The following is a 22,672-nucleotide window of genomic DNA, read 5'->3' as shown; positions in this document are numbered from 1 at the left end:
GTCGTGCCCGGGCCACGCAGCATGACCGGATGGACCACTCGGACATCTCGCGCATCGCCCACGCCCACCATCCGCTCGCCGCACCGGTCGACGCCGTGGCGACGGCCCGCCTCCTCGACCGGCTCTCGATCCCTCGGGACGGCCGGGTCGTCGACCTCGGGTGCGGCGCGGGCGAGTGGCTGTTCGCCCTGCTCGCCGCGCGTCCCGACGTGCAGGCGGTCGGGGTCGACCTCCACCTGCACCCCGACCGGGAGGAGCGTGCGGCGGCCCGAGGGGTCGCGGACCGCGTCACCTGGGTGACCGCCGACGCCGCGACGTGGTCCGGCGGCCGCTTCGACGCCGCCCTCTGCGTGGGGGCCTCGCACGCGTTCGGCGGGTACGAGCGCATGCTCGACACCCTGCGCGCCCACGTCTCGCCCGGCGCCCGCTGCCTCGTCGGCGACGGCTTCTGGGAGCGACCCCCCGGGCCGGCCGCCCTCACCGCCCTCGAGGCCACCCCGGAGGACTTCCCGGACCTCGACGGCCTCGTCGCCCACGCGTGGGCCCTCGGCTGGGGCACGGCGTACGCCCACGTCAGCACCGCCGCCGAGTGGGACGACTACGAGTGGTCCTGGGTCGGGTCGCTCACCGACTGGGCGCTCGCCGAGGGCCGGGACCCGGCCGAGCGGGAGCAGGCCCTGGGGGTCGCCGCCGAGCACCGACAGGGCTGGCTGCGCGGCTACCGGCACGAGCTCGGGTTCGTCACCTCCGTCCTCGTCGACGCGCGCCGCTGACCCGGCGGGGCCGTCGGTCCGCCGGCGGACCACCCGTCGCAGCCGCCGGGGGTGACCCCGCTCTCGACCGGCCGCCGACCACGGTCGCCGGTGGGACGATGACGGTGGCGGGGGCGCGCGCCCGCCAGTCGCGGCGCGGCGTGGGACGTCGTCGCCGGCAGGAGCAGGCCATGGCCACGACACACCCCACGCACCCCGTCCCGAGAACCGCCGCCACCCGGCCCGCGCCGCGCGCGGCCAACCTCGCCGGACTCGTCGTCAACCTCGTCCTCCTCTACCTGCTCGAGGTGCGCCCCGGGTGGCGGGCCGTGCCGTTCCTCAGCCCGGACGCCGCGCAGGTCGTTCCGCTCGTCGCCGCGGCGTTGTGGACGGGCGTCATCGTGGAGGCGCTCGCGGCCCTCGTGCACACGGGTTGGTTCCGCGCCCTCGGCGACCTCGCGACGTCGGTCGTCGGCCTCGTCGCCACGCTCCGGGTCTGGGACGTCTTCCCGTTCGACCTCCCGGCCGGCTGGAGCGTCCCGGTGCGGGTCGTGCTCGTCCTCGCGGTCGTCGGCGGAGTGGTCGGGGTCGTGTCCGCCCTGAGCCGCCTGCTCGAGGGCATCACCCCGCGCCCGCGCGGCTGAGCCGCCTGGGCACTCGCCGGGGTTCAGCGGCCGCCCAGGGCCCGCACGGCCTCGATGGTGTCGACCTCGTCGAGCGGCTTGTCGTCGCGGTAGCGCAGCACCCGGGCGAACCGCAGCGCGACGCCCCCCGGGTAGCGGGAGGAGCGCTGCACGCCGTCGAGGGCGATCTCGACGACCTGCTCGGGGCGCACCGACACGACGTAGCCGTCGGTGGGGCCGTCGGCGAGCTCGGTGAAGCGCTCGGTCTGCCAGCGCAGCATCTCGTCGGTCATCCCCTTGAAGGTCTTGCCGACCATGACCCAGCCGCCGGAGTCGGGGTCGCGCGCGCCGAGGTGGATGTTGGACAGCCAGCCGCGCCGGCGACCCGAGCCCCGCTCGACGGCGAGCACCACGAGGTCGAGGGTGTGCGTCGGCTTGACCTTGACCCAGCCGCTGCCACGCCGACCGGCCGCGTACGGGGCCGACGCGTCCTTGACGACGACGCCCTCGTGCCCGGCGGCGACGAGGTCGTCGAAGAAGCCGGCCGCGGCCGCGGGGTCGGTGGTGAGCAGCCGCGGGACGACGAGGTGCGGCGCCAGTTCGGTGAGGACCTCGTGCCGCTCGAGGGCGGGGGCGTCGACGAGGTCGCGCCCGCTCGCGTGGAGGACGTCGAAGAGGAAGGTCGTGAGCGGCACCTCCGCGCGCAGCCGGGCGACGTCGGCCGAGCTCGCCGTCCGGGCGCCGGTGACCTGGAACGGCGCCGGCCGCCCACCCTCCTCGATGACGATGGCCTCGCCGTCGAGGACGAGGTCACCGCCCGGGAGCGCGACGACGGCCTCGACGACCTCGGGGACCCGCTCGGTGATGTCGTCGAGGCTGCGGGTGAACACGGTGACGACGCCGTCGGCCCGGTGGACCTGCACCCGGATGCCGTCGAGCTTGCCGTCGACGAGCATCTCGGCGCCGGCGAACCCCTCGGTGGCCTCGTCGGTCGTCTTCGCCGACGCCGCGAGCATCGGGCGCAGCGGCCGGCCGACGACGAGCCCGACCTCCTCGAGCGCGGCCTGCCCGCCGCGGGCGGCGATGCCGGCGACGACGTGGGTGAACCCCGCGAGCATCACCGCGCGGCGGACGACGGCGTCCGGGACCTCGAAGGCGCGGGCCACGGCGGCGAGGACGACGCCGTCGAGCGCCCCCTGCCGGAGGTTGCCGGTGACGAGGTCGCGGAGGAAGCGCTGCTCGTCGGCGGTCGCGGCGCCGAGGAGCGACGCGAGCTCGGCGCGGCGGGCGGCGGCCGACCCCGCCCCGGCCGCCCCGGCCAGCCGGTCGAAGGCGGCGTCGACCGCGGCGACTGTGAGCGACGGCTCGGCCGCCGGCTCCGGCATCGAGCCCAGCGAGCGGTACCCGACACCGAGGCGGCGCTGGGGCAGCACCCCGGAGAGGAACGCGACGACGGTGCCGACCTCCTCGGCGGGGGCCTGCGCGAGCAGCCCCGCGAGCGCCTCGGTCTTGGCCGTGCGCGACCGGGTGGCCGCGACCTCGCCCGAGACGGCGACGAGGTCGGCGAGCGAGGTGGGCATCAGCCCGGCTGCCGGGCGCCGTGCCCGACGGCGCCGGTGGCAAGGTGCGGGTGCGTCATCCCCGCACGCTAGCGACGACCACCGACGGGCGGGCGCTCAGCGGTCGAGGCGCATCGGCACGTGCGGGATGCCGTCGTCGAGGAACTCGTCACCGGTGACCTCGAACCCGAGCGCGGCGTACCAGCCCGCCAGGTGCGCCTGGGCGTCGAGGACGACCGGACCCTCGGTGGCCGCGAGGGCGTCCTCGACCAGCCGCCGGGCCACCCCGCCGCCCCGGGCCGACCGGGCGGTGGCGACCCGGCCGATGCGGAGCCCGTCGTCACCGTCGTCCAGCACCCGCAGCGTGCCGACCACGGCGCCGGACGCGTCCTCGGCCCACCACTGCACGGTGCCGGGCTCGAGGTCGCGGCCGTCGAGGTCGGGGTAGAGGCACTGCTGCTCGAGGACGAACACGTCCTGGCGCAGCCGCATCACGGCGTAGAGCGTCGCGGCGGGGAGCTCGGTCGTCGGGGCCCAGCGCACGGTGGTCACGCCCGTCAGCCTAGGAGCCGGCCGGCGCGCCGCCCCACCACCGGGGTCGTGTGCCGAATCGGTCGCCAGGACCGCCATCTCGGCACACGACGCGGATGGCCCGGAGCAGCGGTCACTCGACGAGGCGGTAGCCGATGCCGGGCTCGGTGACGATGTGCCGCGGCGCCGACGGGTCGGCCTCGAGCTTGCGGCGCAGCTGGTTGCCGTACACGCGCAGGTAGTTCGACTCGCGCCCGTAGCCCGGCCCCCAGACCGCCTGCAGCAGGTCGGTCTGGGTGACGACGCGGCCGCGGTGCCGGGCGAGCTCGGCGACGAGCCGCCACTCGGTCGGGGTGAGGTGCACGGGTGCGCCGGCGCGGGTGGCCGTCAGCGTGGCGAAGTCGAGCGAGAACGCGTCCGTCTCGACCGGGGCGACCGCGGCCAGGCCCTCGTCGTCGCCACCGCGGCGCAGCGCCGAGCGCACCCGCGCCATCAGCTCGTCCATCCCGAACGGCTTGGTGACGTAGTCGTCCGCCCCCTCGTCGAGGGCCTCGACCTTGTCGTCGGACTGGTGGCGGGCGGAGAGGACGACGACCGGCACGCGCGAGCGAGCGCGGATGCGCCGCAGCACCTCGACGCCGTCGAGGTCGGGCAGCCCGAGGTCGAGGACGACGAGGTCCGGCGGAGCGTCCTCGACGGTGGCCAGCGCGTCGAGGCCCGAGCCGACCTCCTCGACGTCGTAGCCCCGCGCCCGGAGGTTGATCCTCAGGGTCCGCCGGATCGTCGGGTCGTCGTCGACGACGAGCACCCTCTGCCCCATCACGCTCCCTCCGCCGCCGGCAGCTCGACGACCACCGTGAGCCCGCCGCCCGGCGTGTCCTCGGCCGACACACTGCCACCCATCGCCTCGGCCAGCCCGCGCGCCACGGCCAGCCCGAGGCCCACGCCGTCACCGGCCGGGGCGTCCCCGTGCCGCTGGAAGGGCAGGAAGATGCGCTCGCGTTCGGACTCGGGCACCCCGGGGCCGGTGTCGCACACCCGGATCTGCACGCGGTCGCCGAGCCGGCTGGTCGACACCCGGACTCGCCACGGCGGTTGCTGGTGGCGCAGTGCGTTCTCGACGACGTTGCCGAGCACCCGGTCGAGCAGGCCCGAGTCGGCGGTCACGCTCCGGGCGTCCGGACCGAGGTCCCAGAGCACCCGGTCCGGCTCGGGCACCGCCGCCACGACCCCCGGGACGACCTCGCCGAGGTCGACGGTCCGCGGGTGCGCGACGAGCGCCCCGGCCTGCAGCCGCGACATGTCGAGGAGGTTGCCGATGAGCGCGTCGAGCCGGTCGGCCGAGTCCTCGATGGCCGCCTCGAGCTCGGCCTCGTCCTCCGGGCTGAAGGTGACCTCGCTCGAGCGGAGGCTGCCGATCGCCGCCTTGATGCCGGCCAGCGGCGTGCGCAGGTCGTGCGAGACCGCCGAGAGCAGGGCCGTGCGTGCGGAGTTGTCCCGGGCCAGGGCGGCCGCCTCGCCCGCCGAGGCCTGGAGCGCACGCCGCTGGAGGATGGCCCCCGCGTGGGCGGCGAACGCGGCGAGGAGCCGCTGGCGACCGGCCGGGACGGCGGCTCCGACGAGGACGAGGTCGTGCTCGTCGTCGGCCTCCTCGACCGGCAGCCCGGGTGCCCGGACGTCCTCGAGCGTCAGCGCCGGGTCGGTCGTGGAGACCATCTCCATCCGGTGGTGCGCGTCCGGCCGGCGCACGACGGCCGCGGCCCGGGCCCCGAACATGTCGAGCGCCTGCTGGAGGAGCAGCGCCATCTGGTCCGTGGAGCCGAGCAGCGTGTGGCTCAGCTCGGCGAGCGACGCGGCCTCCGCCTGCGCGCGCAGGGCCCGGTCCGCCCGGCGTGCGCTGCGGTCGACGACCCACGCGACGGCGGCGGCGACGAGGACGAAGATCGTCAGGGCGATCGCGTTCTCGGGGGCGGAGATCGTGAAGCCACCCACCGGCGGGGTGAAGAACCAGTTGAGGAACATCGAGCTGGCGACGGCGCCGACGAGCGCCGGACCCATGCCGCCGAGCAGCGCGATGAGCACGGCCAGCAGGAGGAACAGCGGCACGGTGAGGGGCAGGCCCGGGTCCTCGGGCAGCGCGGCGAGCAGCTCGGTGAGGACGAACGGCCCGAGGACGGCGAGGCCGTACCCGAGCCGCTTGCGGCGCTGCGGCAGGCCGGCCCGCGGCGCCCGCCAGCCCCGACCGGCCGCGAACCGGTGGGTCACCACGTGGACGTCGACGTCCCCGGAGCCCGTGATGACCTCCTCGGTCGTGCTCGGGGAGAGGAGGGTTCGCCAGCGGGCCCGCCGTGAGGACCCGATGACGACCTGACTGGCGTTCACCCCCCGGGCGAAGTCGAGCACCGCCTCGGCCAGGTCGTCGCCCGTCACCGTGTGGAAGCTGCCGCCCAGCTCGGCAGTGAGCCGGCGCAGCGCGACGAGGTCGGGCAGGGCCGGACCGGCCAGGCCGTCGGTGCGCGCGACGTGCACCGCCAGCAGCTCGCCGCCGGCGCCGCGGGCGGCGATGCGCGCACCGCGGCGCAGCAGCACCTCCCCCTCCGGACCACCCGAGATCGCGACGACGACCCGCTCACGGGTCGGCCAGGTGGCGTCGATGCCGTGGTCGGCCCGGTACTTCCCCAGCCCCTCGTCGACCCGGTCGGCCAGCCACAGCAGCGCCAGCTCCCGCAGCGCGGACAGGTTGCCGACGCGGAAGTAGTTGGCCAGCGCGGCGTCGACCTTCTCGGGGGCGTAGATGTTGCCGTGGGCCATCCGGCGGCGCAACGCCTCCGGGGACATGTCGACCAGCTCGATCTGGTCGGCGGCCCGGACGACGGCGTCCGGCACCGTCTCGCGCTGGACGATCCCGGTGATCGAGGTGACGACGTCGTTGAGCGACTCGAGGTGCTGGATGTTGACCGTGGAGATGACGTCGATGCCGGCCTCGAGCAGCTCCTCGATGTCCTCCCACCGCTTCTCGTGCCGGCTCCCCGGCGCGTTCGTGTGCGCGAGCTCGTCGACGAGGGCCACCTGCGGCCGGCGCTCGAGGAGCCGGTCGAGGTCCATCTCCTCCAGGACGGTGCCGCGGTGCGACACCCGCGCGCGCGGCACCACCTCCAGGCCCTCGGTCAGGGCGAGGGTGTTCCTCCGGTCGTGGGTCTCGACGAGGCCGACGACGACGTCGGTGCCGCGGTCGAGGCGGCGGTGACCCTCGTCGAGCATGGCGACGGTCTTGCCGACCCCCGGAGCCGCCCCGAGGTAGATCCGCAGCCGTCCGCGCGCCATGGGCTCATTCTCACCCGCGGCCGAGGGCGGCGAGCGCCACGTTGAGCTCGAGGACGTCGACCCGGTCCTGACCGAGGATGCCGAGCGGCGCCCGGCGCACGTGCTGGTCCACGAGCCGGAGCACACGGGCCTGCTCCAGGCCTCGGGCGGCCGCCACCCGGGCCACCTGCCACCGCGCGTACTCCGGCGAGATGTCCGGGTCGAGCCCGCTCGCCGACGCGGTGAGGGCATCGGCCGGGATCGTCTGCGGCGCATCCGGGTTCGCCGCACGCAGCGCCTTCTCGCGGTCCGCGACGGCGGCCGCCAGGTCGGGGTTGGCCGGACCGTAGTTCGAGCCGCCGCTGGTGTCGCCGGCCGCGTCGGACGCGGAGGGCCGGCCCTGGAACCACTCGGGGCCGCTCGGAGGCTGGCCGAGGAGCGCCGAGCCGACCTCGCGCCCGTCGACCCGGACGGGCTGGCCGGCCGCCCGCTCGGGCACGAGGAGCCCGACGCCGAGGATCGCGGCCGGGTAGACGATGCCGCACACGACGGTGAGGACGAGGAGCGCCTTGACGGCGGCGCCGATCTGACGGGTCATGGTGGTCACCTCAGAGACCGGGGATCAGGGAGACGACGAGGTCGATGGCCTTGATGCCGATGAACGGCGCGACCACGCCCCCGAGGCCGTAGACGAGCAGGTTGCGACGGAGCATCGCGTGGGCCGACAGCGGTCGGTAGCGAACCCCCCTCAGCGCCAGGGGGATCAGCGCGACGATGACGAGGGCGTTGAAGATGACGACCGAGAGCATCGCGGACTGCGGGCTGGACAGCCCCATGACGTTGAGCGACTGCAGGCCCGGGAAGACGCCGACGAACATCGCCGGGATGATCGCGAAGTACTTGGCGACGTCGTTGGCGATCGAGAACGTCGTCAGCGCACCGCGGGTGATGAGCAGCTGCTTGCCGATGGCGACGACGTCGATGAGCTTCGTCGGGTCCGAGTCGAGGTCGACCATGTTGCCGGCCTCCTTCGCGGCCGAGGTGCCCGTGTTCATCGCGACGCCGACGTCGGCCTGGGCGAGCGCCGGCGCGTCGTTCGTCCCGTCCCCGGTCATCGCGACGAGCCGCCCGCCCTCCTGCTCCTTCCTGATGAGCGCCATCTTGTCCTCCGGCGTCGCCTCGGCGAGGTAGTCGTCGACCCCCGCCTCCTCGGCGATCGCCTTGGCGGTCAACGGGTTGTCGCCGGTGATCATCACCGTGCGGATGCCCATCTCGCGCAGCTGGGCGAACCGTTCGCGCATCCCCGGCTTGACGACGTCCTTGAGGTGGACGACCCCGAGGACCCGTGGCGCGCTTCCCGGCGCGGCCTCGGCGACGACGAGCGGCGTGCCTCCGGTGGCGCTGATGCCGTCGACGTGCACCTCGAGGTCCCCACCGACCGTCCCGCCGTTCTCGCGCACCCAGGCCGACACCGCACTGCCGGCCCCCTTGCGGACCCGTCCGCCGTCGGGCAGGTCGACGCCCGACATCCGCGTCGTCGCGCTGAACTCGACGACCTCGGCGCCGGCCCGGCGGAGGGACACGACGTCGCCGAGGCTGGCCGCGTCGACGCCGTCCTCGACGGTGAACTCGACGATCGAGCGGCCCTCGGGGGTCTCGTCGGCGAGGGATGAGAGGTAGGCGGCGCGGGCCAGCTCCTCGCGCTGCACCGAGTGCACGGGCACGAGCTCGCTGGCCCGCCGGTTGCCGAAGGTGATGGTGCCGGTCTTGTCGAGGAGCAGCGTGCTCACGTCCCCGGCGGCCTCGACGGCCCGCCCGGACATCGCGAGGACGTTGCGCTGGACGAGCCGGTCCATCCCGGCGATGCCGATGGCCGACAGGAGCGCGCCGATCGTCGTCGGGATGAGGCAGACGAGGAGGGCGACGAGGACGACCATCGAGAGCCGCTGCCCCGAGTAGACCGCCATCGGCTGGATCGCCCCGACGGCGAGGACGAAGATGATGGTGAGGGTGGTCAGGAGGATTGAGAGGGCGATCTCGTTCGGGGTCTTCTGCCGCGAGGCGCCCTCGACGAGCGCGATCATCCGGTCGATGAAGGTCTCGCCCGGCTTGCTGGTGATGCGCACGACGATCCGGTCCGAGAGCACCGTGGTGCCGCCGGTGACGGCGCAGCGGTCGCCACCGGACTCACGGATGACCGGTGCGGACTCGCCGGTGATCGCCGACTCGTCGACCGTGGCGACGCCCTCGACGACGTCGCCGTCGCCGGGGATCACCTGGCCGGCCTCGACGACGACGTGGTCGCCCAGCGCGAGCCGGGTCCCGGGCACCTCCTCCTCGGTGCCGTCCGGCAGGATCCGGCGCGCGGTCGTCTCGGTGCGGGTGCGGCGCAGCGTCTCCGCCTGGGCCCTGCCCCGGCCCTCGGCGACCGCCTCGGCGAGGTTCGCGAAGAGCACGGTGGCCCAGAGCCAGAGGGTGACGCCGACCGAGAAGACCGACGGGTCCAGGACGGACAGCACCGTCGTGAGCACCGACCCGACCCAGACGACCATGATGACCGGGCTGTGCCACAGGTGGCGAGGATCGAGCTTGGTGAACGCGGCGGGCAGGTTCTGCCACGCGGTGCGCGCGAGGGACGTGGTCATGACAGGGCCTCCGCGATGGGTCCCAGGGCCAGGGACGGGAAGAAGGTCAGGCCGGCGACGATGAGGACGGTGCCGACGACCAGCGTGGTGAACAGGGGGGTGTGGGTGGGCATGGTGCCGGCGGTTACCGGCCGTTTGCCCTGTGCAGCAAGCGATCCCGCGAGCCGGAGGACCAGCACGATGGGGACGAACCGGCCGACGAACATGCAACCGGCGAGCAGCAGGTTGAGGAAGGGCTGGTCCGCGGACAGACCCGCGAAGGCCGAGCCGTTGTTGTTCGAGGCCGACGCGACGGCGTACATCAGCTCGGAGAGGCCGTGCGGTCCGTCGTTGAGCCGGGCGTCGAGCGAGACTGGGAGGACGACCGCCAGCCCGGTGGACAGGAGCACGAGGGCTGGCATGGTCAGGGTAACCAGGGCGGCGCTCGTCACCTCCGTCCGTCCGATCGTCTTGCCGAGCAGCTCGGGCGTGCGACCGACCATGAGTCCGGCGATGAACACGGCGAGGACGACCATGACGAGGTAGCCGTAGAGGCCGGTCCCGACCCCACCCGGGGACACCTCGCCGAGCAGCATGTTGAGCAGGGGTACACCGCCACCGAGGGCGCTGTAGCTGTCGTGCATCGAGTTGACCGCACCGGTCGAGGTGCCGGTCGTCGCGTTGGCGAAGAGGACCGACCAGGCGACGCCGAAGCGCTGCTCCTTGCCCTCCATCGCCCCGAGCGGGCCGCTCGCGGCGGTCGACTCGGCCCAGGCCGACAGCGTGACGGCGCCGACGAGGAGCGTCCCCATCACCCCGGTCGCGACGGCACCCTGGCGGCGGTCGCCCACCATGAGTCCGTAGGTGTAGGGCAGCGAGAAGGGGATGACGAGGAGCAGGACGATCTCGAGGAGGTTGGTCCACGCCCCCGGGTTCTCGAACGGGTGCGCGGAGTTGGCGTTGAAGAAGCCGCCGCCGTTGGTGCCGAGCTCCTTGATCGCCTCCTGGGAGGCGACCGGCCCGCCCTGGATGGTCTGCTGCACGCCGGTCAGCGTCTCGATCGTGTGCGGTGCGGCGAGGTTCTGGACGACTCCGCCGAGCAGCAGGAGGACCGCGGCGACGGTGGCGAGGGGCAGCAGGACCCGGACGGTGGCCCGGGTCAGGTCGACCCAGAAGTTGCCGAGTCGGTCGGTGTGCGCGCGGGAGAGGCCGCGCACCAGCGCGACGGCGACGGCGAGCCCGGTCGCGGCCGAGACGAAGTTCTGCACGGTGAGCCCGAGCATCTGCACGGTGTGACCGGCCGCGGCCTCGCCGGAGTAGGACTGCCAGTTCGTGTTGGTCGTGAAGGAGACGGCCGTGTTGAGGGCGGTGTCCCAGTGCATCGAGCGGCCGAGGTCCCAGGGCAGCAGGCCCTGCACCATGATCAGGCCGAAGAGCAGGGCGACCGAGGCGACCGCGAACGCGAGGACGGAGAGCGCGTAAGCGCTCCACCGCTGCTCGGCCCGCGCGTCGACGCCGACGAGGCGGTACACCACGCGCTCGACGCGCCAGTCCCGGTCGTCGGTGAAGACGCGGTGCATCCACGCCCCGAGGGGGACGTGGGCCGCCGCCAGCACGGCGGCGACGACGAGGACGGCCGTGGCCGTCTGGAGTCCGATCGACATGGCGCGCCCCTCAGTACCGGTCCGGCCGGATCAGGGCGTCGAGGAGATAGGCGAGGAGGAGCAGGCCGATGACGCCCGCGACGAGGTCTTCCCACATGCCGCCCACGACACCAGCGGGCGGCGGTCGCGGCCGCCCCGGTGATGCCGCGCTGACGACGTCTTGACGCCATCCTGACGCCCCGCCCGCCCGCCCCGCCCCCCTTCGCCCGCCCGACACCACACGCGTATCGGGTCACCCGATACGGCTGCGCTTCACCCGGGAACCGTTGTCGGGTGAAGGGTGGCGTTATCGGGTCACCCGATACGCGTGGGAGGCGTCAGCGGGCGCGGAACTCCGGGCGGCGCTTGCCGACGAACGCCGCCGCGCCCTCGAGGTGGTCGGCGGTGGTCGCGAGGGCCCGCTGGCCGGCGTCCTCGCGGGCCAGCGCGGCCTCGACGTCGAGGGCCGCGGCGTTGACGGCGGCCTTGGTCTGGGCGAGCGCCAGCGTCGGCCCGGCGGCGAACGCCGCCACGAGCTCCTCCGCCCGGGCCGCGAACCCCTCGGCCGGGACCGACTCGGCGACCAGGCCCCACGCGGCAGCCGTCGCGCCCGGCAGCGCTTCGCCGGTGAGCGCCAGCCGCATCGCCCGCGCCCGGCCGACGGCGGCGGTGACGAGCGCGGTCGAGCCGCCGTCCGGCATCAGCCCGATCCGGCTGAACGCGAGGACGAACGGTGCCTCGTCGGCGGCGAGGACGTAGTCGCAGGCGAGCGCCATCGGCACCCCGATGCCGGCCGCGACGCCGTGGACGAGCGCGACGACCGGGGTGCGCGACCCGAGCAGCGCCCGCACGAGGTCGGCGCCCGCCTCGAGGACCCCCATCTGCGCGCCCTCGGCGGTGAGCGGCGCGCCGGAGCAGAAGCCCCGGCCCTCCCCGGGGAGGGCGACCACCCGCACCCCCGGGTCGGCGTCGAGGGCCCCCACCCCCCCGGTGACCGCGGCACACATCTCCGGGTCGACCGCGTTGAGCCGCTCCGGGGCGTCGAGCGTGATCCGGCCGATGGCTCCGTCCGCCTCCACGCGGACCCGTGCGCTGCTCATCCCGCCATCCAACCGCACCCACCCCGCGCCCGCACCGGTGCCGCGTGCTGGGATGGACCGGTGCCGACCAGCCTCCAGCCCATCCCCCTGACCGCCGACCTCGTCCACGGCGCCCTCGACCTCGAGACCACCCCGGCAGGCGGCCTGCGCCCGCACCGCCTCCCCGCGTGGGCCCGCGCCCAGAACGCCGACGAGATGCTCGCCGTCAACGAGGCGCAGCCCTCCGGCGTGCGGGTCGCCGGCCGCACCCGGGCGACCGTCGTCGAGCTCGACGCCGTCGTCACCCGCCGCGCCCTGACCGGCGCCCCCGCTCGCGCGCCGGGCAGTGTCGACCTCGTCGTGGACGGCGAGGTGCTCGCCGGCAGCACCGTGCCGAACGGCGACCTGCTGACCACCGACATCGCGACGGGCGTCACCGAGCTCACCCGCGGCGGCCCGGGCACGGTCCGCTTCGAGCTGCCCGCCGGCGAGAAGGTGCTCGAGCTCTGGCTGCCCCACCAGGAGGGCGTCGAGCTCCTCGCTCTGCGCGCTGACGCCCCGCTCGAGCCGCTGCCGACCGGTGACCGGCCCCGCTGGGTGCACCACGGCAGCTCGATCAGCCACGGCTCCAACGCCGTCCGGCCGACGGGCACCTGGCCCGCCGTCGCGGCACGGCTCGGTCGGCTCGCCCTCGTCAACCTCGGGTTCGGCGGCTCGGCCGTCCTCGACCCGTTCGTGGCCCGGACGATGCGCGACACCGCCGCCGACCTGCTGAGCCTCAAGGTCGGCATCAACATCGTCGGCGGCGACCTCATGCGCCGTCGCGTGTTCGGCCCGGCCGTCCACGGCTTCCTCGACACCCTCCGCGAGGGGCACCCGACCACGCCGCTGCTCGTCGTCACGCCGGTCCTCTGCCCGATCCACGAGGACACCCCGGGCCCCGGCGCCGTCGACCCGGTGGCGCTGCAGGAGGGCCGGCTCGTCTTCACCGCCGTCGGGGACCCGGCCGAGGTCCCGGCCGGCCGGCTCACCCTCCGCACGGTCCGCGAGGAGCTCGCCCGGGTGGTCGAGCAGCGTCGGGCGGACGACCCGAACCTCCACCTCGTCGACGGGCTCGGGATGTACGGCGCGGGCGACGTCGACGCACTACCACTCCCGGACGCCCTCCATCCCGACGCCGAGACGCACCAGCTGATGGGAGAGCGTTTCGCGCGCACCGTGTTCGGCGCAGGCGGGCCCTTCCCCACCTCCTGACCGGCCGGTCAGGACCGGACGACCGCCCCGGAGGAGAGCAGCGCCTCGATCTCCTCGCCCGTGAACCCGTGCGCCGTGAGGTACGTGACCGTGTCGGCGCCGGGCGCGGGCTCGGGACCCGGGTCGCGCTGCGGCGTCGCCGAGAACCGCGGGCTCGGCCGTGGCACGGGATGCCCACCCGCCGGCCCCTCGACGAAGGTCCCGCGGGCCGCGAGGTGCGGGTGCGACGGCGCCTCCGCGAGGGAGAGGACCGGCGCGACGCAGGCATCGGTGCCCTCGAACGCCTGGGCCCACTCGTCCCGCGTGCGCGTGGCGAAGGCGGCCGTGAACGCCGCGCGGTGCGCCGGCCAGGCGTCCGTGTCGTACTGCTCGCCCTCGAGCTCCAGCCCGAGCCCGGAGACGAGCTCGCGCCAGAACTGCGGCTCCAGGGCCCCGACCGCGACGAACCCGCCACCCGCGCACTCGTACACGTCGTAGAACGGTGCACCGCCGTCGAGCAGGTTGGCCGCGCGCTCGTCCCGCCACAGGCCCGCGCCCAGCATCCCGTGGACCATGGTCAGCAGGTGGGCGGCGCCGTCGACCATCGCGGCGTCGACGACCTGACCCCGCCCGGTCGTGGCCCGTGACACGAGCGCTGCGAGCACGCCGACGAGGACGTACATCGAGCCTCCCGCGAAGTCACCGAGCACCGGCACCGGTGCCACCGGTCGGGAGCGTGGCCCGAGGGCGTGCAGCGTGCCGGACAGGGCGGCGTACGTGATGTCGTGCCCCGCCCGCTGGGCCCACGGCCCGTCCTGGCCCCACCCGGTCATCCGCGCGACGACGAGCCGTGGGTTGGCCTCGAGCAGGTCGTCGGGTGCGAGCCCGAGGCGCTCGAGGACACCGGGCCGGAAGCCCTCGAGGAGCACGTCGGCGTCGGCGAGCAGCCGCCGGACCACCTCGACGCCGTCCGGGTGCTTGAGGTCGACGGCGATGCCCGGCCGCGAGCGCCGCATCCCCCCGGCCAGCGCGAGCGGGTTGGCCTCCCCCGGCCGGTCGACCCGCACGACGTCCGCCCCGAGCTCCGCGAGCTGCATCGCGGCGAACGGCCCGGGGCCGATGCCACCGAGCTCGACGACCCGGACTCCCGTGAGCGGCCCGGCCGGGGGCCCGGCCGGGGGCCCGGCCAGCTGCCCGGCCCGCGGCCCGGCCGCCGGCCCGGGCCCGGAGCCCACCGGGCTCACCGGGCGGCGGGCTCGAGCTCGCGCAGGCCGGGCAGCACCTGCTCGGTGAAGGTGCGCAGGAACCGCTCCTGGTCGTGGCCGGGGCCGTGGACCACGAGGTGGTCGAACCCGAGGTCGGTGTAGAAGCGCATCGTCTCGACCACGTCCTCGGGCCGCGACGCGACGATCCACCGCTTGGCGACCTGCTCGATCGGCAGCTCGTCGGCCGCCCGCTCCATCTCCTCCGGTGAGTGGATGGAGTGCTTCTGCTCCGCGCTGAGCGACAGCGGCGCCCAGAACCGGCAGTTCTCCAGCGCCCGCTCGGGGTCGGGGTCCCAGGACACCTTGACCTCGATCATCCGGTCGATCTCTTCGTGGTCGCGGCCGGCCTTGTCCAACCCCTCGTCGACCGCCGGGACCAGCTGGTCGCGGTAGAGCTCCTCACCCTTGCCGGAGGTGCAGATGAAGCCGTCGCCGTGGCGGCCCGCGTACCGGGCGACCATCGGCCCACCGGCCGCGACGTACACCGGCACCGGGACGTCCGGGCGGTCGTAGATCGCGGCGTCCTCGGTGCGGTAGTAGTCGCCCTCGAAGGTCACCCGCTCCTCGGTCCACAGCCGTCGCATCAGCGTCACCGCCTCGCGCAGCCGGGCGAAGCGCTCCTTGAACTCCGGCCACTCCCCCTCGGCGACCGACCCCACGGCGATCTCGTTGAGCGCCTCGCCGGTGCCGACGCCGAGCATGACCCGACCGGGCGCGAGGCAGGCCATCGTCGCGAAGGTCTGGGCGACGACCGGCGGGTTGTACCGGAAGGTCGGGGTCATGACCGAGGTGCCGACCACGATCCGTTCCGTGCGCGCCAGCACCCACGCCATCCAGGCCAGCGAGTTCGGCGCGTGCCCGCCCTCGAGCCGCCACGGCTGGAAGTGGTCGGAGATGGTCACCGAGTTCAGGCCCAGCTCCTCGGCGAGGACCGCGTACCCCGCGAGCTCACCCGGCGCGAACTGCTCCGCCGACGCCTTGTACCCGACCCGGATGCCGTGTGCTGCCGTCATGCGGCCATCCTGCTACACCGCCGGCTGCCCCGGACCGCCGCGGCGCGCCCCGGGACGCGCTGCGGGGTGCGGACCGACCCCCTCGACCGGTCCGCACCCCGGGTGGTGGTGCGTCCCGCGCCACCATCCCCCCGGTGGTGCGGGCCCCGCGCCACCGTCCCCCCCGGTGGTGCGTTGGCACCAGCGTGCCCGCGCCCGCTTCGGCATCGCTGCGAATCCGCTGCGCGGCCCGTGGCCCCTCCGCTCAGCAGCGGGTGCGGGTGAAGGTCTGGGTGTTGGAGTAGTACGTCGCCCAGGTCGAGCTGCCGAAGCGGATGCTCACCGGCGTGCCGTGGTGCCGCTGCTCGTAGTGCAGGTGGGCCGAGGACTGGCCGCCCGACTTGCCGACCGCCCCGATGGTCGTCGTCGCCTCGACGTGCTGGCCGACCTTGACGTCGATCCGCGACAGGTGCGCGTAGAAGGTCGACCAGTTGTTGCCGTGACCGATGAGGACGCGGTTGCCGTACCCACCGCCGCCGACCCCGGCGGAGACGACCTTGCCGGCGGCGCTCGCCTTGACCGGCTTGCCGAGGTCGGTGTCGCCGCCGGGTGGCAGGTTGAGGTCCATCGCGCGGTCGCTCGGGGAGTGCCCCGCCCAGGTCGACCCGCGCCAGGTCTGGTGGCAGGGGAACGGCACCTTGAGCAGCGGTCGGTCGGCGGCCTCGGCGGGCCGGGCGGCCGCGACAGAGACGGCGGCGGCGGTGGCCGCGAGCGCAGCGAACCCCGCGGTGGCGCGGCGGGTGACGGACGTGGCGGACGTGGTGGGCATCTCGTTCCCTCCCGGAGTCGGCCCCGGCTCGTCGGGCCGGGGTCCGCACCCACCGTCGCGCAGGGCGCTGCGGCGACGCTGTGCCCGCGGTCTGCGGGCGGCGGTCCGCGCGGCGCCCGGCCGGACCTCCCGGGGCTACCGTGGCCCCGTGCGCCACACCCGCAGGCACCTGCTCATCGGCGGCGTCGTGCTCGTCCTCGTCTGGGCGCTCGTCCCGCTGCCGGGCCAGGGGGTCGTGGCGCGGCTGCTCCTCGGCTGGGTCGTCGGGTCGCTCGCCTTCAGCATCCCGGTCCTCGTGCGCTGCCACCGGGCCGACGCGGCGGCGACGCGGAAGCACCTCGAGGGCCTCGAGGGCGGCCGCACCGAGACCGACGTCGTCGTGGTCACCGCGGCCGTCGCCAGCCTCGGCGCGGTCGGCGTCATGCTCCTCGCCGGCCGGGGTGGCGGCGGCGAGTCCGCCCTCGCGGTGGCCGCGGTCGCCTCGAGCTGGCTGGCCGTGCACACCGTCTACGCGCTGCGGTACGCGCGCCACTGGTTCCTCGACGAGCCCGGCTGCGTCGACTTCCCCGGCTCGGACCACCCGCGGATGTCCGACTTCGTCTACCTCTCCTTCACCCTCGGGATGACCTACCAGGTCTCCGACACCGACCTGCGCACGTCCGCCGTCCGCAGCCTCGTCCTGCGCCACACCCTCCTCTCCTACGTGCTCGGCACCGTCGTCGTCGCGGCGACCATCAACCTCGTCGTCTCCCTCGCCTCCTGACGGCGTCGCCGGTGCGGCATCCCGGGACTACCGTGGCGGGCATGGCCCCCACCGACCTCGTCGACCTCGCGGGTCACGAGCAGGTCGTCTTCTGCTCCGACCCCACCACCGGCCTGCGCGCCGTCATCGCCCTGCACTCGACGGCCCTCGGCCCGGGGCTCGGCGGCACGCGGTTCCACCCCTACGGCTCGATGGACGAGGCACTCGCCGACGTGCTGCGGCTCTCCCGCGCGATGTCGTACAAGAACGCGCTGGCCGGCCTGGACCACGGCGGCGGCAAGGCGGTCGTCCTCGGCGACCCCCACCGCGACAAGACCCCCGAGCTGCTCCGCGCCTACGGCCGCTTCGTCGAGTCCCTCGGCGGGCGCTACGTCACCGCCTGCGACGTCGGCACCTACGTGGCGGACATGGACGTCGTGTCCGAGGAGACCCGCTGGGCCACCGGCCGCTCGCCCGAGCGCGGCGGCGCCGGCGACTCCTCGGTGCTCACCGCCCTCGGGGTCTTCCAGGGGATGCGCGCCGCCGCCCAGCACGTCTGGGGCGAGCCGACCCTCGCCGGCCGACGGGTCGGGCTCGCGGGCGTCGGCAAGGTCGGGGCGAGGCTCGCCGAGCACCTCCTCGACGACGGAGCCGAGCTCGTCGTCACCGACGTCGACGAGACCGCGCTCGCCCGGCTGCTCGAGCGGCACCCCGGCGTCACGGCGGTGCAAGACGCCGACGAGCTGGCCCGCACCGAGCTCGACGTCTTCAGCCCGAACGCCCTCGGCGGAGCGCTGGACGACGAGACCGTCGGCGCCCTGCGGGCGCGCGTCGTCTGCGGGGGCGCGAACAACCAGCTCGCCGCCGACGACACCGCCGACCGGCTCGCCGAGCGCGGCGTCGTCTACGCCCCGGACTTCCTCGTCAACGCGGGGGGCGTCATCCAGGTGAGCGACGAGCTGCACGGGTTCGACATGGAGCGCGCGCGGGCCCGCACGCAGGCGATCTTCGAGAGCACTCTCGAGGTGCTCCGCACCGCCGACGCCGAGGGCGTCACCCCGGCCGTCGCGGCCGACCGGCTCGCCGAACGGCGCATCGCGGCGGGCGGTCGGACCCCGTGGCTGCCGACGCCGACCCGGGGCTCCGTCTCGTAGGTCGGAACACCCCCGGCCTCCGCCGGTGTTGACGTCGGTGGCGTCGCCGAGAGGCCCGCGGGCCATGTATCGTTGGCGTCACGATATGCACACCATTCCCGGAGCCGCCCCGCGGTGTGGGATGACCCCCGCTTCGGGGCCATCCGACCTGTGGTGCCGCCCCGGCAGACGCACGAGGGGGTCACGCCATGGGGCGCGGCCGAGCCAAGGCCAAGCAGACGAAGGTCGCCCGCGAGCTGAAGTACTTCAGCCCCGACACCGACCTCTCCGCGCTTGAGCGAGAACTCCACACCCAGACGACTCGCGGCGACTCCGCCGACGAGCGCGACTGGGAGAACGAGGACGACTACGGGCAGTGGACCTCCGGGTCCCGCTGACGCCTCGTCCGCTCCTCCCACGTGCGCGTGGTGCGCTGAGCCACCCCGGCTGAGCGCGTGCGGCACCTGCCGCACGGTGCCGTGGTCTGCCATGCTCCCCCCATGAGCACGTCCACCGCGGCCGAGACCCGTCGCCTCGGCGTCGAGACCACCGGCATCGAGATCATCGACGAGGCCGAGCGCACCGCCTCCCCCCGCGACCTCTTCTGGCCGTGGTTCGCGGCCAACGTGTCGGTCTTCGGCATCTCGTACGCCGCCTTCGTCCTCCAGTTCGGCGTCTCGTTCTGGCAGGGCGTCCTCGTCGCCGTCGTCGGCATCACCGTCTCGTTCGCGCTGTGCGGCGTCATCGCCATCGCCGGCAAGCGCGGCTCGGCGCCGACGATGATCCTCTCGCGCGCCGCCTTCGGGGTCACCGGCCAGAAGGTGCCCGGCGTCATCTCGTGGCTCACCTCGATCGGCTGGGAGACCTTCCTCGCGATCCTCGCCGTGCTCGCGACCTCGACGATCTTCACCCGGCTCGGCTGGAGTGGCGGCAAGGGCACCCAGATCGTGGCCGCGGCGGTCGTCGCGGCACTCATCGTCAGCGCCTCGGTCGCCGGCTACCACGTCATCATGCGGCTGCAGTCGGTGCTCACCTGGGTGACCGGCGTCGTCACCATCGGCTACATCGTGCTCACCGTCGACCACGTCGACTGGTCGGCCGTCACGTCGCTGAAGGGTGGGTCGCCGGGTGCCGTCGTCGGCGCCCTCGTCATGGTGATGACCGGCTTCGGGCTCGGCTGGATCAACATCGCCGCCGACTGGTCCCGCTACCAGCGACGGGACGCCTCGGGTGGTGCGATCGTCGCGTGGAACACGATCGGCGGCGCGGTCGCCCCGGTCGTCCTCGTCCTCTACGGGCTGTTGCTCGCGGGGTCCGACGAGAAGCTCCGCAACGGCATCGCCGCCGACCCGATCGGCACGCTCGCGACGCTGCTCCCGACCTGGCTGCTCGTGCTCTTCCTCGTGGCGGTCATCCTCTCCCTCGTCTCGGGGGCGGTCCTCGGCATCTACTCCTCGGGCCTGACGCTGCTCTCCCTCGGCGTGCGCATCCCGCGGCCGGCCGCGGCGTTCGTCGACGGCGTCATCCTCACCCTCGGCACGGTCTGGGTCGTCTTCTTCACGAAGAACTTCCTCGGCCCGTTCCAGTCCTTCCTCATCACCCTCGGGGTGCCACTCGCGGCATGGGCCGGACTGATGATCGGCGACATCTGGCTGCGCCGGCGCGACTACGCCGACGACGACCTCTTCACGCCGCGCGGCCGCTACGGCTCCTGGGACCTCGTCTCGATCGGGACGATGGTGCTCGCCTCGGTGCTGGGCTGGGGGCTCGTCGTCAACGGGTTCGCCGCCGACGCCGCGTGGAACAACTGGCAGGGCTACCTCATCGAGCCGCTCGGCCTCGGCACCTTCGTCCCGGCGTCGCAGGGCGGCCCGTACTGGGACGGCACCTGGCCGTACGCCAACCTCGGGGTGCTGCTCGCGCTCGTCCTCGGCCTGCTCGGCTCGCTCGTGCTCCGGCGGGGCACGGTCCGCCGCCAGGAGGAGACGCCGCTGCCGGAGCGCGCCGTCGAGCCGGTCGCCTGATGCCGGGGTCCGACGAACGGCTCGTCGTCGTCGACCCCCAGGTCGTCTTCGCCGACCCCGGCACCTCGCCGTGGGGCTCCCCCATGTTCGCCGGCGCCGTCGGGAGGATGCGCGAGCTCGCCGACGCGTTCGGTCCGGAGCGCACCGTGGTCACGCGCTTCGTCGCCGACCCGGGGCTCGGCGGCTCCTGGGGTCCGTACTACGCGGAGTGGCCGTTCGCCCTCGTCCCGGACTCCGACCCGCTGTACGCGGTCGTCCCCGAGCTGGCCGACGTGGCGCAGACCGTCGTGACGGCCGGGACCTTCGGCAAGTGGCCGGTCCTGCGGGCGGTCGTCGGGGCCTCGGGCCGGGTGACCGTCGCCGGGGTGGCCACCGACTGCTGCGTCATCTCGACCGTCCTGCCGATGGCCGACGCGGGCGTCACGGTCGAGGTCGTGGGCGCGGCCTGCGCCGGGTCGACCCCCGAGAATCACGAGCGGGCCCTGGCCGCGATGGCGCTGTTCACCCCCCAGGTCACCATCGTCTGACGCCGGGGTGCCTCAGGCGAGCCGCTGGAGCAGGAGCGCGGCGGCGCCGACCGCCGTGCCCAGCGCGCCGGCCAGCAGGCCGGCGCCGACCGGACCGGACGCGCGTCGGCGGAGGAGGAGCGCCAGGGCGGCGAAGCCCGAGCACCAGCCGAGGAGCAGGGTCGGGGCGAGCAGCGGCAGCGTGGCGAGGAGGCCGAGCGCCCGGACTCCGACGGCGACCGCGGCCAGCGTGGCCACGACGAGCACCGAGGACGTCCATCCCCGGGCCGTGCTCAAGTGGTTCGCGGGCGAGGCGTGGCGGGCCCGGGTCGTCGGGCGCAGGGCCGGGGTCGCGTCCATCCCTCGAGGGTGGTGGCCGGGCGGCGGGTCGGGCATGGGGTGCGCTACTCAGATCCGTGGGTCGGCGGCTGACCGGCCCGAGGCCGACTCCTTGCCAGATCCTTACCCCGGCCACACCCCCGCCATGCGGGGCATCCGGCAGGGTCGGGACCCGTGACCCGACACCAGACCCGCCGGCGGACCGCCACGACGTGGCTCGCCCTCACCGCGACCCTCCTCGCCCTCCTCGGCCTCGCCGCCCCAGCGTCCGAAGCGGCGACCCCGCTGACCGTCGCCCAGGCCGTCGCCACCCAGGACCGTGCCTCCCACACGGTGCGCGGCTACGTCGTGGGCCAGCCGACGGCCACCTCGACGGTCGTGCGTTCCGCCTTCCCGAACGACTACGCGATGGCCGTCGCGGACTCGGCGTCCGAGACCTCGACGGCGAAGATGCTCTACGTCCAGATCCCGTCGGCCTTCCGGGCGCAGTGGGGGCTGCGGTCCAACCCGAACCTCCTGGGGACCCGGGTCGACGTCACCGGCCTCCTCGCGGCGTACTTCGCGCACCCCGGGATGACCGGCACGACCGCGTTCGCCGCGGTGGGCGACGGGACCGGTGGCGGCACCGGTGGCGGCACTGGCGGCGGCACCGGTGGCGGCACCGGTGGCGGGGGCACCGGTGACTACGACAGCACCTACTGGGCACCCGCCATCGGCCGGACCGGGGCGGCGCTCAAGACCGCGCTGCACGACATCATCGACGACCAGACCACGCTCACCTACGACCAGGTGTGGACCGCCCTCAAGGACACCGACGAGGACCCGAACAACACGAACGACGTCGTCGAGATCTACTCAGGGCGCTCGATCGCCAAGTCGGACAACGGTGGTGGCGTCGACCAGTGGAACCGTGAGCACGTCTGGGCGAAGTCGCACGGTGACTTCGGCACCGCCACCGGTCCCGGCACCGACGTGCACCACCTCCGCCCCGAGGACGTCACCGTCAACTCGACCCGCGGGAACCTCGACTTCGACGAGGGGGGCAGCCCGGTGGCCCAGTGCTCCGGCTGCCGCTCGGACTCCGACTCGTTCGAGCCCCGCGACGCCGTCAAGGGCGACGTGGCCCGGATGATCTTCTACATGGCCGTCCGCTACGAGGGCGACGACGGCTGGGCGGACCTCGAGATGAACGACGCGGTCGGCAACGGCAGCGCCCCGCACATCGGCAGGCTGTCGGTGCTCCTGCGGTGGAACGCCCAGGATCCGGTCGACTCCTTCGAGCTGCGCCGCAACGACCGCATCTACACGACCTGGCAGCACAACCGGAACCCGTTCATCGACCACCCCGAGTGGGCCTCGGCGATCTGGGGCTGACCGACCGGGTCAGGTGCCGGGCGCCCGACCCCCGAAGCCACCGGCCGACGTCGGGCCCACCGAAGTCGCCGGCCGTCGTCGGGCCCACCGAAGCCGCCGGCCGTCGTCGGGCCCACCGAAG

At 74.4% G+C, this 22,672-nt stretch carries 22 protein-coding genes; 9 read left to right on the top strand and 13 right to left on the bottom strand.

Features of this window, described 5'->3' with window-relative positions:
* Nucleotides 1–29: 29 nt before the first annotated feature.
* Together PKA89_RS08380 and PKA89_RS08375 are read left to right on the top strand one after the other, a co-directional pair.
* A complete protein-coding gene (locus PKA89_RS08380) occupies nucleotides 30–773 on the top strand; it encodes a class I SAM-dependent methyltransferase (RefSeq protein ID WP_324418482.1) in 744 nt (247 codons plus the stop codon).
* A 170-nt stretch (nucleotides 774–943) separates the two neighbouring features.
* A complete protein-coding gene (locus tag PKA89_RS08375; RefSeq protein WP_324418480.1) occupies nucleotides 944–1,396 on the top strand; it encodes a hypothetical protein in 453 nt (150 codons plus the stop codon).
* A gap of 23 nt (nucleotides 1,397–1,419) precedes the next feature.
* On the opposite strand, the gene PKA89_RS08370 is transcribed toward PKA89_RS08375, so the two are convergent.
* From PKA89_RS08370 to PKA89_RS08330, 9 genes are all read right to left on the bottom strand, one after another.
* Entirely contained in the window at nucleotides 1,420–2,955 is a 1,536-nt protein-coding gene (locus tag PKA89_RS08370) for an ATP-dependent DNA ligase (RefSeq protein WP_324418478.1), read from the bottom strand.
* A gap of 96 nt (nucleotides 2,956–3,051) precedes the next feature.
* Nucleotides 3,052–3,486 carry a GNAT family N-acetyltransferase gene (locus PKA89_RS08365; RefSeq protein ID WP_324418476.1) on the bottom strand — a complete coding sequence of 145 codons (435 nt, stop codon included), beginning with the start codon at nucleotides 3,484–3,486 and terminating at the stop codon, nucleotides 3,052–3,054.
* Between the two features lie 112 nt (nucleotides 3,487–3,598).
* Nucleotides 3,599–4,285 carry a response regulator transcription factor gene (locus PKA89_RS08360; protein ID WP_324418597.1) on the bottom strand — a complete coding sequence of 229 codons (687 nt, stop codon included), beginning with the start codon at nucleotides 4,283–4,285 and terminating at the stop codon, nucleotides 3,599–3,601.
* Nucleotides 4,285–6,789, bottom strand: a complete 2,505-nt coding sequence (locus PKA89_RS08355) for an ATP-binding protein (RefSeq protein ID WP_324418474.1) — start codon at nucleotides 6,787–6,789, stop codon at nucleotides 4,285–4,287. The genes PKA89_RS08360 and PKA89_RS08355 overlap by 1 nt, the downstream gene beginning before the upstream one ends.
* A 10-nt stretch (nucleotides 6,790–6,799) precedes the next feature.
* A complete protein-coding gene (gene kdpC / locus PKA89_RS08350; RefSeq protein ID WP_324418472.1) occupies nucleotides 6,800–7,366 on the bottom strand; it encodes a potassium-transporting ATPase subunit KdpC in 567 nt (188 codons plus the stop codon).
* 10 nt (nucleotides 7,367–7,376) lie between these two features.
* The gene (kdpB, locus tag PKA89_RS08345) at nucleotides 7,377–9,413 is read right to left on the bottom strand and encodes a potassium-transporting ATPase subunit KdpB (protein ID WP_324418470.1); all 2,037 of its coding nucleotides are present in this window, start codon (nucleotides 9,411–9,413) and stop codon (nucleotides 7,377–7,379) included.
* Nucleotides 9,410–11,056 (bottom strand): potassium-transporting ATPase subunit KdpA, encoded by a 1,647-nt coding sequence (gene kdpA, locus PKA89_RS08340; RefSeq protein WP_324418468.1) that lies wholly within the window; start codon nucleotides 11,054–11,056, stop codon nucleotides 9,410–9,412. The genes kdpB and kdpA overlap by 4 nt, the downstream gene beginning before the upstream one ends.
* Before the next feature lie 10 nt (nucleotides 11,057–11,066).
* A complete protein-coding gene (locus PKA89_RS08335; protein WP_324418595.1) occupies nucleotides 11,067–11,153 on the bottom strand; it encodes a potassium-transporting ATPase subunit F in 87 nt (28 codons plus the stop codon).
* Between the two features lie 220 nt (nucleotides 11,154–11,373).
* Entirely contained in the window at nucleotides 11,374–12,135 is a 762-nt protein-coding gene (locus PKA89_RS08330; RefSeq protein WP_324418466.1) for an enoyl-CoA hydratase-related protein, read from the bottom strand.
* A 60-nt stretch (nucleotides 12,136–12,195) separates the two neighbouring features.
* On the opposite strand from PKA89_RS08330, the gene PKA89_RS08325 reads away from it, so the two are divergent.
* The gene (locus tag PKA89_RS08325; RefSeq protein ID WP_324418464.1) at nucleotides 12,196–13,368 is read left to right on the top strand and encodes an SGNH/GDSL hydrolase family protein; all 1,173 of its coding nucleotides are present in this window, start codon (nucleotides 12,196–12,198) and stop codon (nucleotides 13,366–13,368) included.
* Between the two features lie 8 nt (nucleotides 13,369–13,376).
* On the opposite strand, the gene PKA89_RS08320 is transcribed toward PKA89_RS08325, so the two are convergent.
* The 3 genes from PKA89_RS08320 to PKA89_RS08310 form a co-directional block, all read right to left on the bottom strand.
* Nucleotides 13,377–14,582 (bottom strand): CaiB/BaiF CoA-transferase family protein, encoded by a 1,206-nt coding sequence (locus PKA89_RS08320; protein ID WP_324418462.1) that lies wholly within the window; start codon nucleotides 14,580–14,582, stop codon nucleotides 13,377–13,379.
* Nucleotides 14,583–14,587: 5 nt separating this feature from the next.
* The gene (gene fgd, locus PKA89_RS08315; protein WP_324418460.1) at nucleotides 14,588–15,625 is read right to left on the bottom strand and encodes a glucose-6-phosphate dehydrogenase (coenzyme-F420); all 1,038 of its coding nucleotides are present in this window, start codon (nucleotides 15,623–15,625) and stop codon (nucleotides 14,588–14,590) included.
* A gap of 244 nt (nucleotides 15,626–15,869) precedes the next feature.
* A complete protein-coding gene (locus tag PKA89_RS08310) occupies nucleotides 15,870–16,433 on the bottom strand; it encodes a M23 family metallopeptidase (protein WP_324418458.1) in 564 nt (187 codons plus the stop codon).
* Between the two features lie 148 nt (nucleotides 16,434–16,581).
* Here PKA89_RS08310 and PKA89_RS08305 point away from each other — a divergent pair, with 148 nt between their 5' ends.
* The 5 genes from PKA89_RS08305 (at nucleotide 16,582) to PKA89_RS08285 (ending at nucleotide 20,859) form a co-directional block, all read left to right on the top strand.
* Complete coding sequence (locus PKA89_RS08305; protein ID WP_324418456.1) at nucleotides 16,582–17,196, top strand: DUF1345 domain-containing protein; 615 nt, start codon at nucleotides 16,582–16,584, stop codon at nucleotides 17,194–17,196.
* A gap of 41 nt (nucleotides 17,197–17,237) precedes the next feature.
* Complete coding sequence (locus PKA89_RS08300; RefSeq protein ID WP_324418454.1) at nucleotides 17,238–18,329, top strand: Glu/Leu/Phe/Val dehydrogenase dimerization domain-containing protein; 1,092 nt, start codon at nucleotides 17,238–17,240, stop codon at nucleotides 18,327–18,329.
* Between the two features lie 188 nt (nucleotides 18,330–18,517).
* Nucleotides 18,518–18,706 (top strand): DUF3073 domain-containing protein, encoded by a 189-nt coding sequence (locus PKA89_RS08295; protein WP_324418452.1) that lies wholly within the window; start codon nucleotides 18,518–18,520, stop codon nucleotides 18,704–18,706.
* A 102-nt stretch (nucleotides 18,707–18,808) separates the two neighbouring features.
* Complete coding sequence (locus PKA89_RS08290) at nucleotides 18,809–20,332, top strand: cytosine permease (RefSeq protein WP_324418450.1); 1,524 nt, start codon at nucleotides 18,809–18,811, stop codon at nucleotides 20,330–20,332.
* Nucleotides 20,332–20,859 (top strand): isochorismatase family protein, encoded by a 528-nt coding sequence (locus tag PKA89_RS08285; protein ID WP_324418449.1) that lies wholly within the window; start codon nucleotides 20,332–20,334, stop codon nucleotides 20,857–20,859. The genes PKA89_RS08290 and PKA89_RS08285 overlap by 1 nt, the downstream gene beginning before the upstream one ends.
* Nucleotides 20,860–20,871: 12 nt before the next feature.
* Here PKA89_RS08285 and PKA89_RS08280 read toward each other — a convergent pair whose 3' ends face one another.
* The gene (locus PKA89_RS08280; protein WP_324418447.1) at nucleotides 20,872–21,198 is read right to left on the bottom strand and encodes a hypothetical protein; all 327 of its coding nucleotides are present in this window, start codon (nucleotides 21,196–21,198) and stop codon (nucleotides 20,872–20,874) included.
* Between the two features lie 153 nt (nucleotides 21,199–21,351).
* Here PKA89_RS08280 and PKA89_RS08275 point away from each other — a divergent pair, with 153 nt between their 5' ends.
* Nucleotides 21,352–22,551: an endonuclease gene (locus PKA89_RS08275; protein WP_324418445.1), complete on the top strand. Its 1,200-nt coding sequence runs from the start codon at nucleotides 21,352–21,354 to the stop codon at nucleotides 22,549–22,551.
* Nucleotides 22,552–22,672 lie beyond the last annotated feature (121 nt).

The sequence above is a fragment of the Phycicoccus sp. genome, assembly GCF_035325325.1.
Taxonomy (GTDB): Bacteria; Actinomycetota; Actinomycetes; order Actinomycetales; family Dermatophilaceae; genus Phycicoccus.
This window is presented reverse-complemented; position numbering and strand designations above follow the sequence as displayed.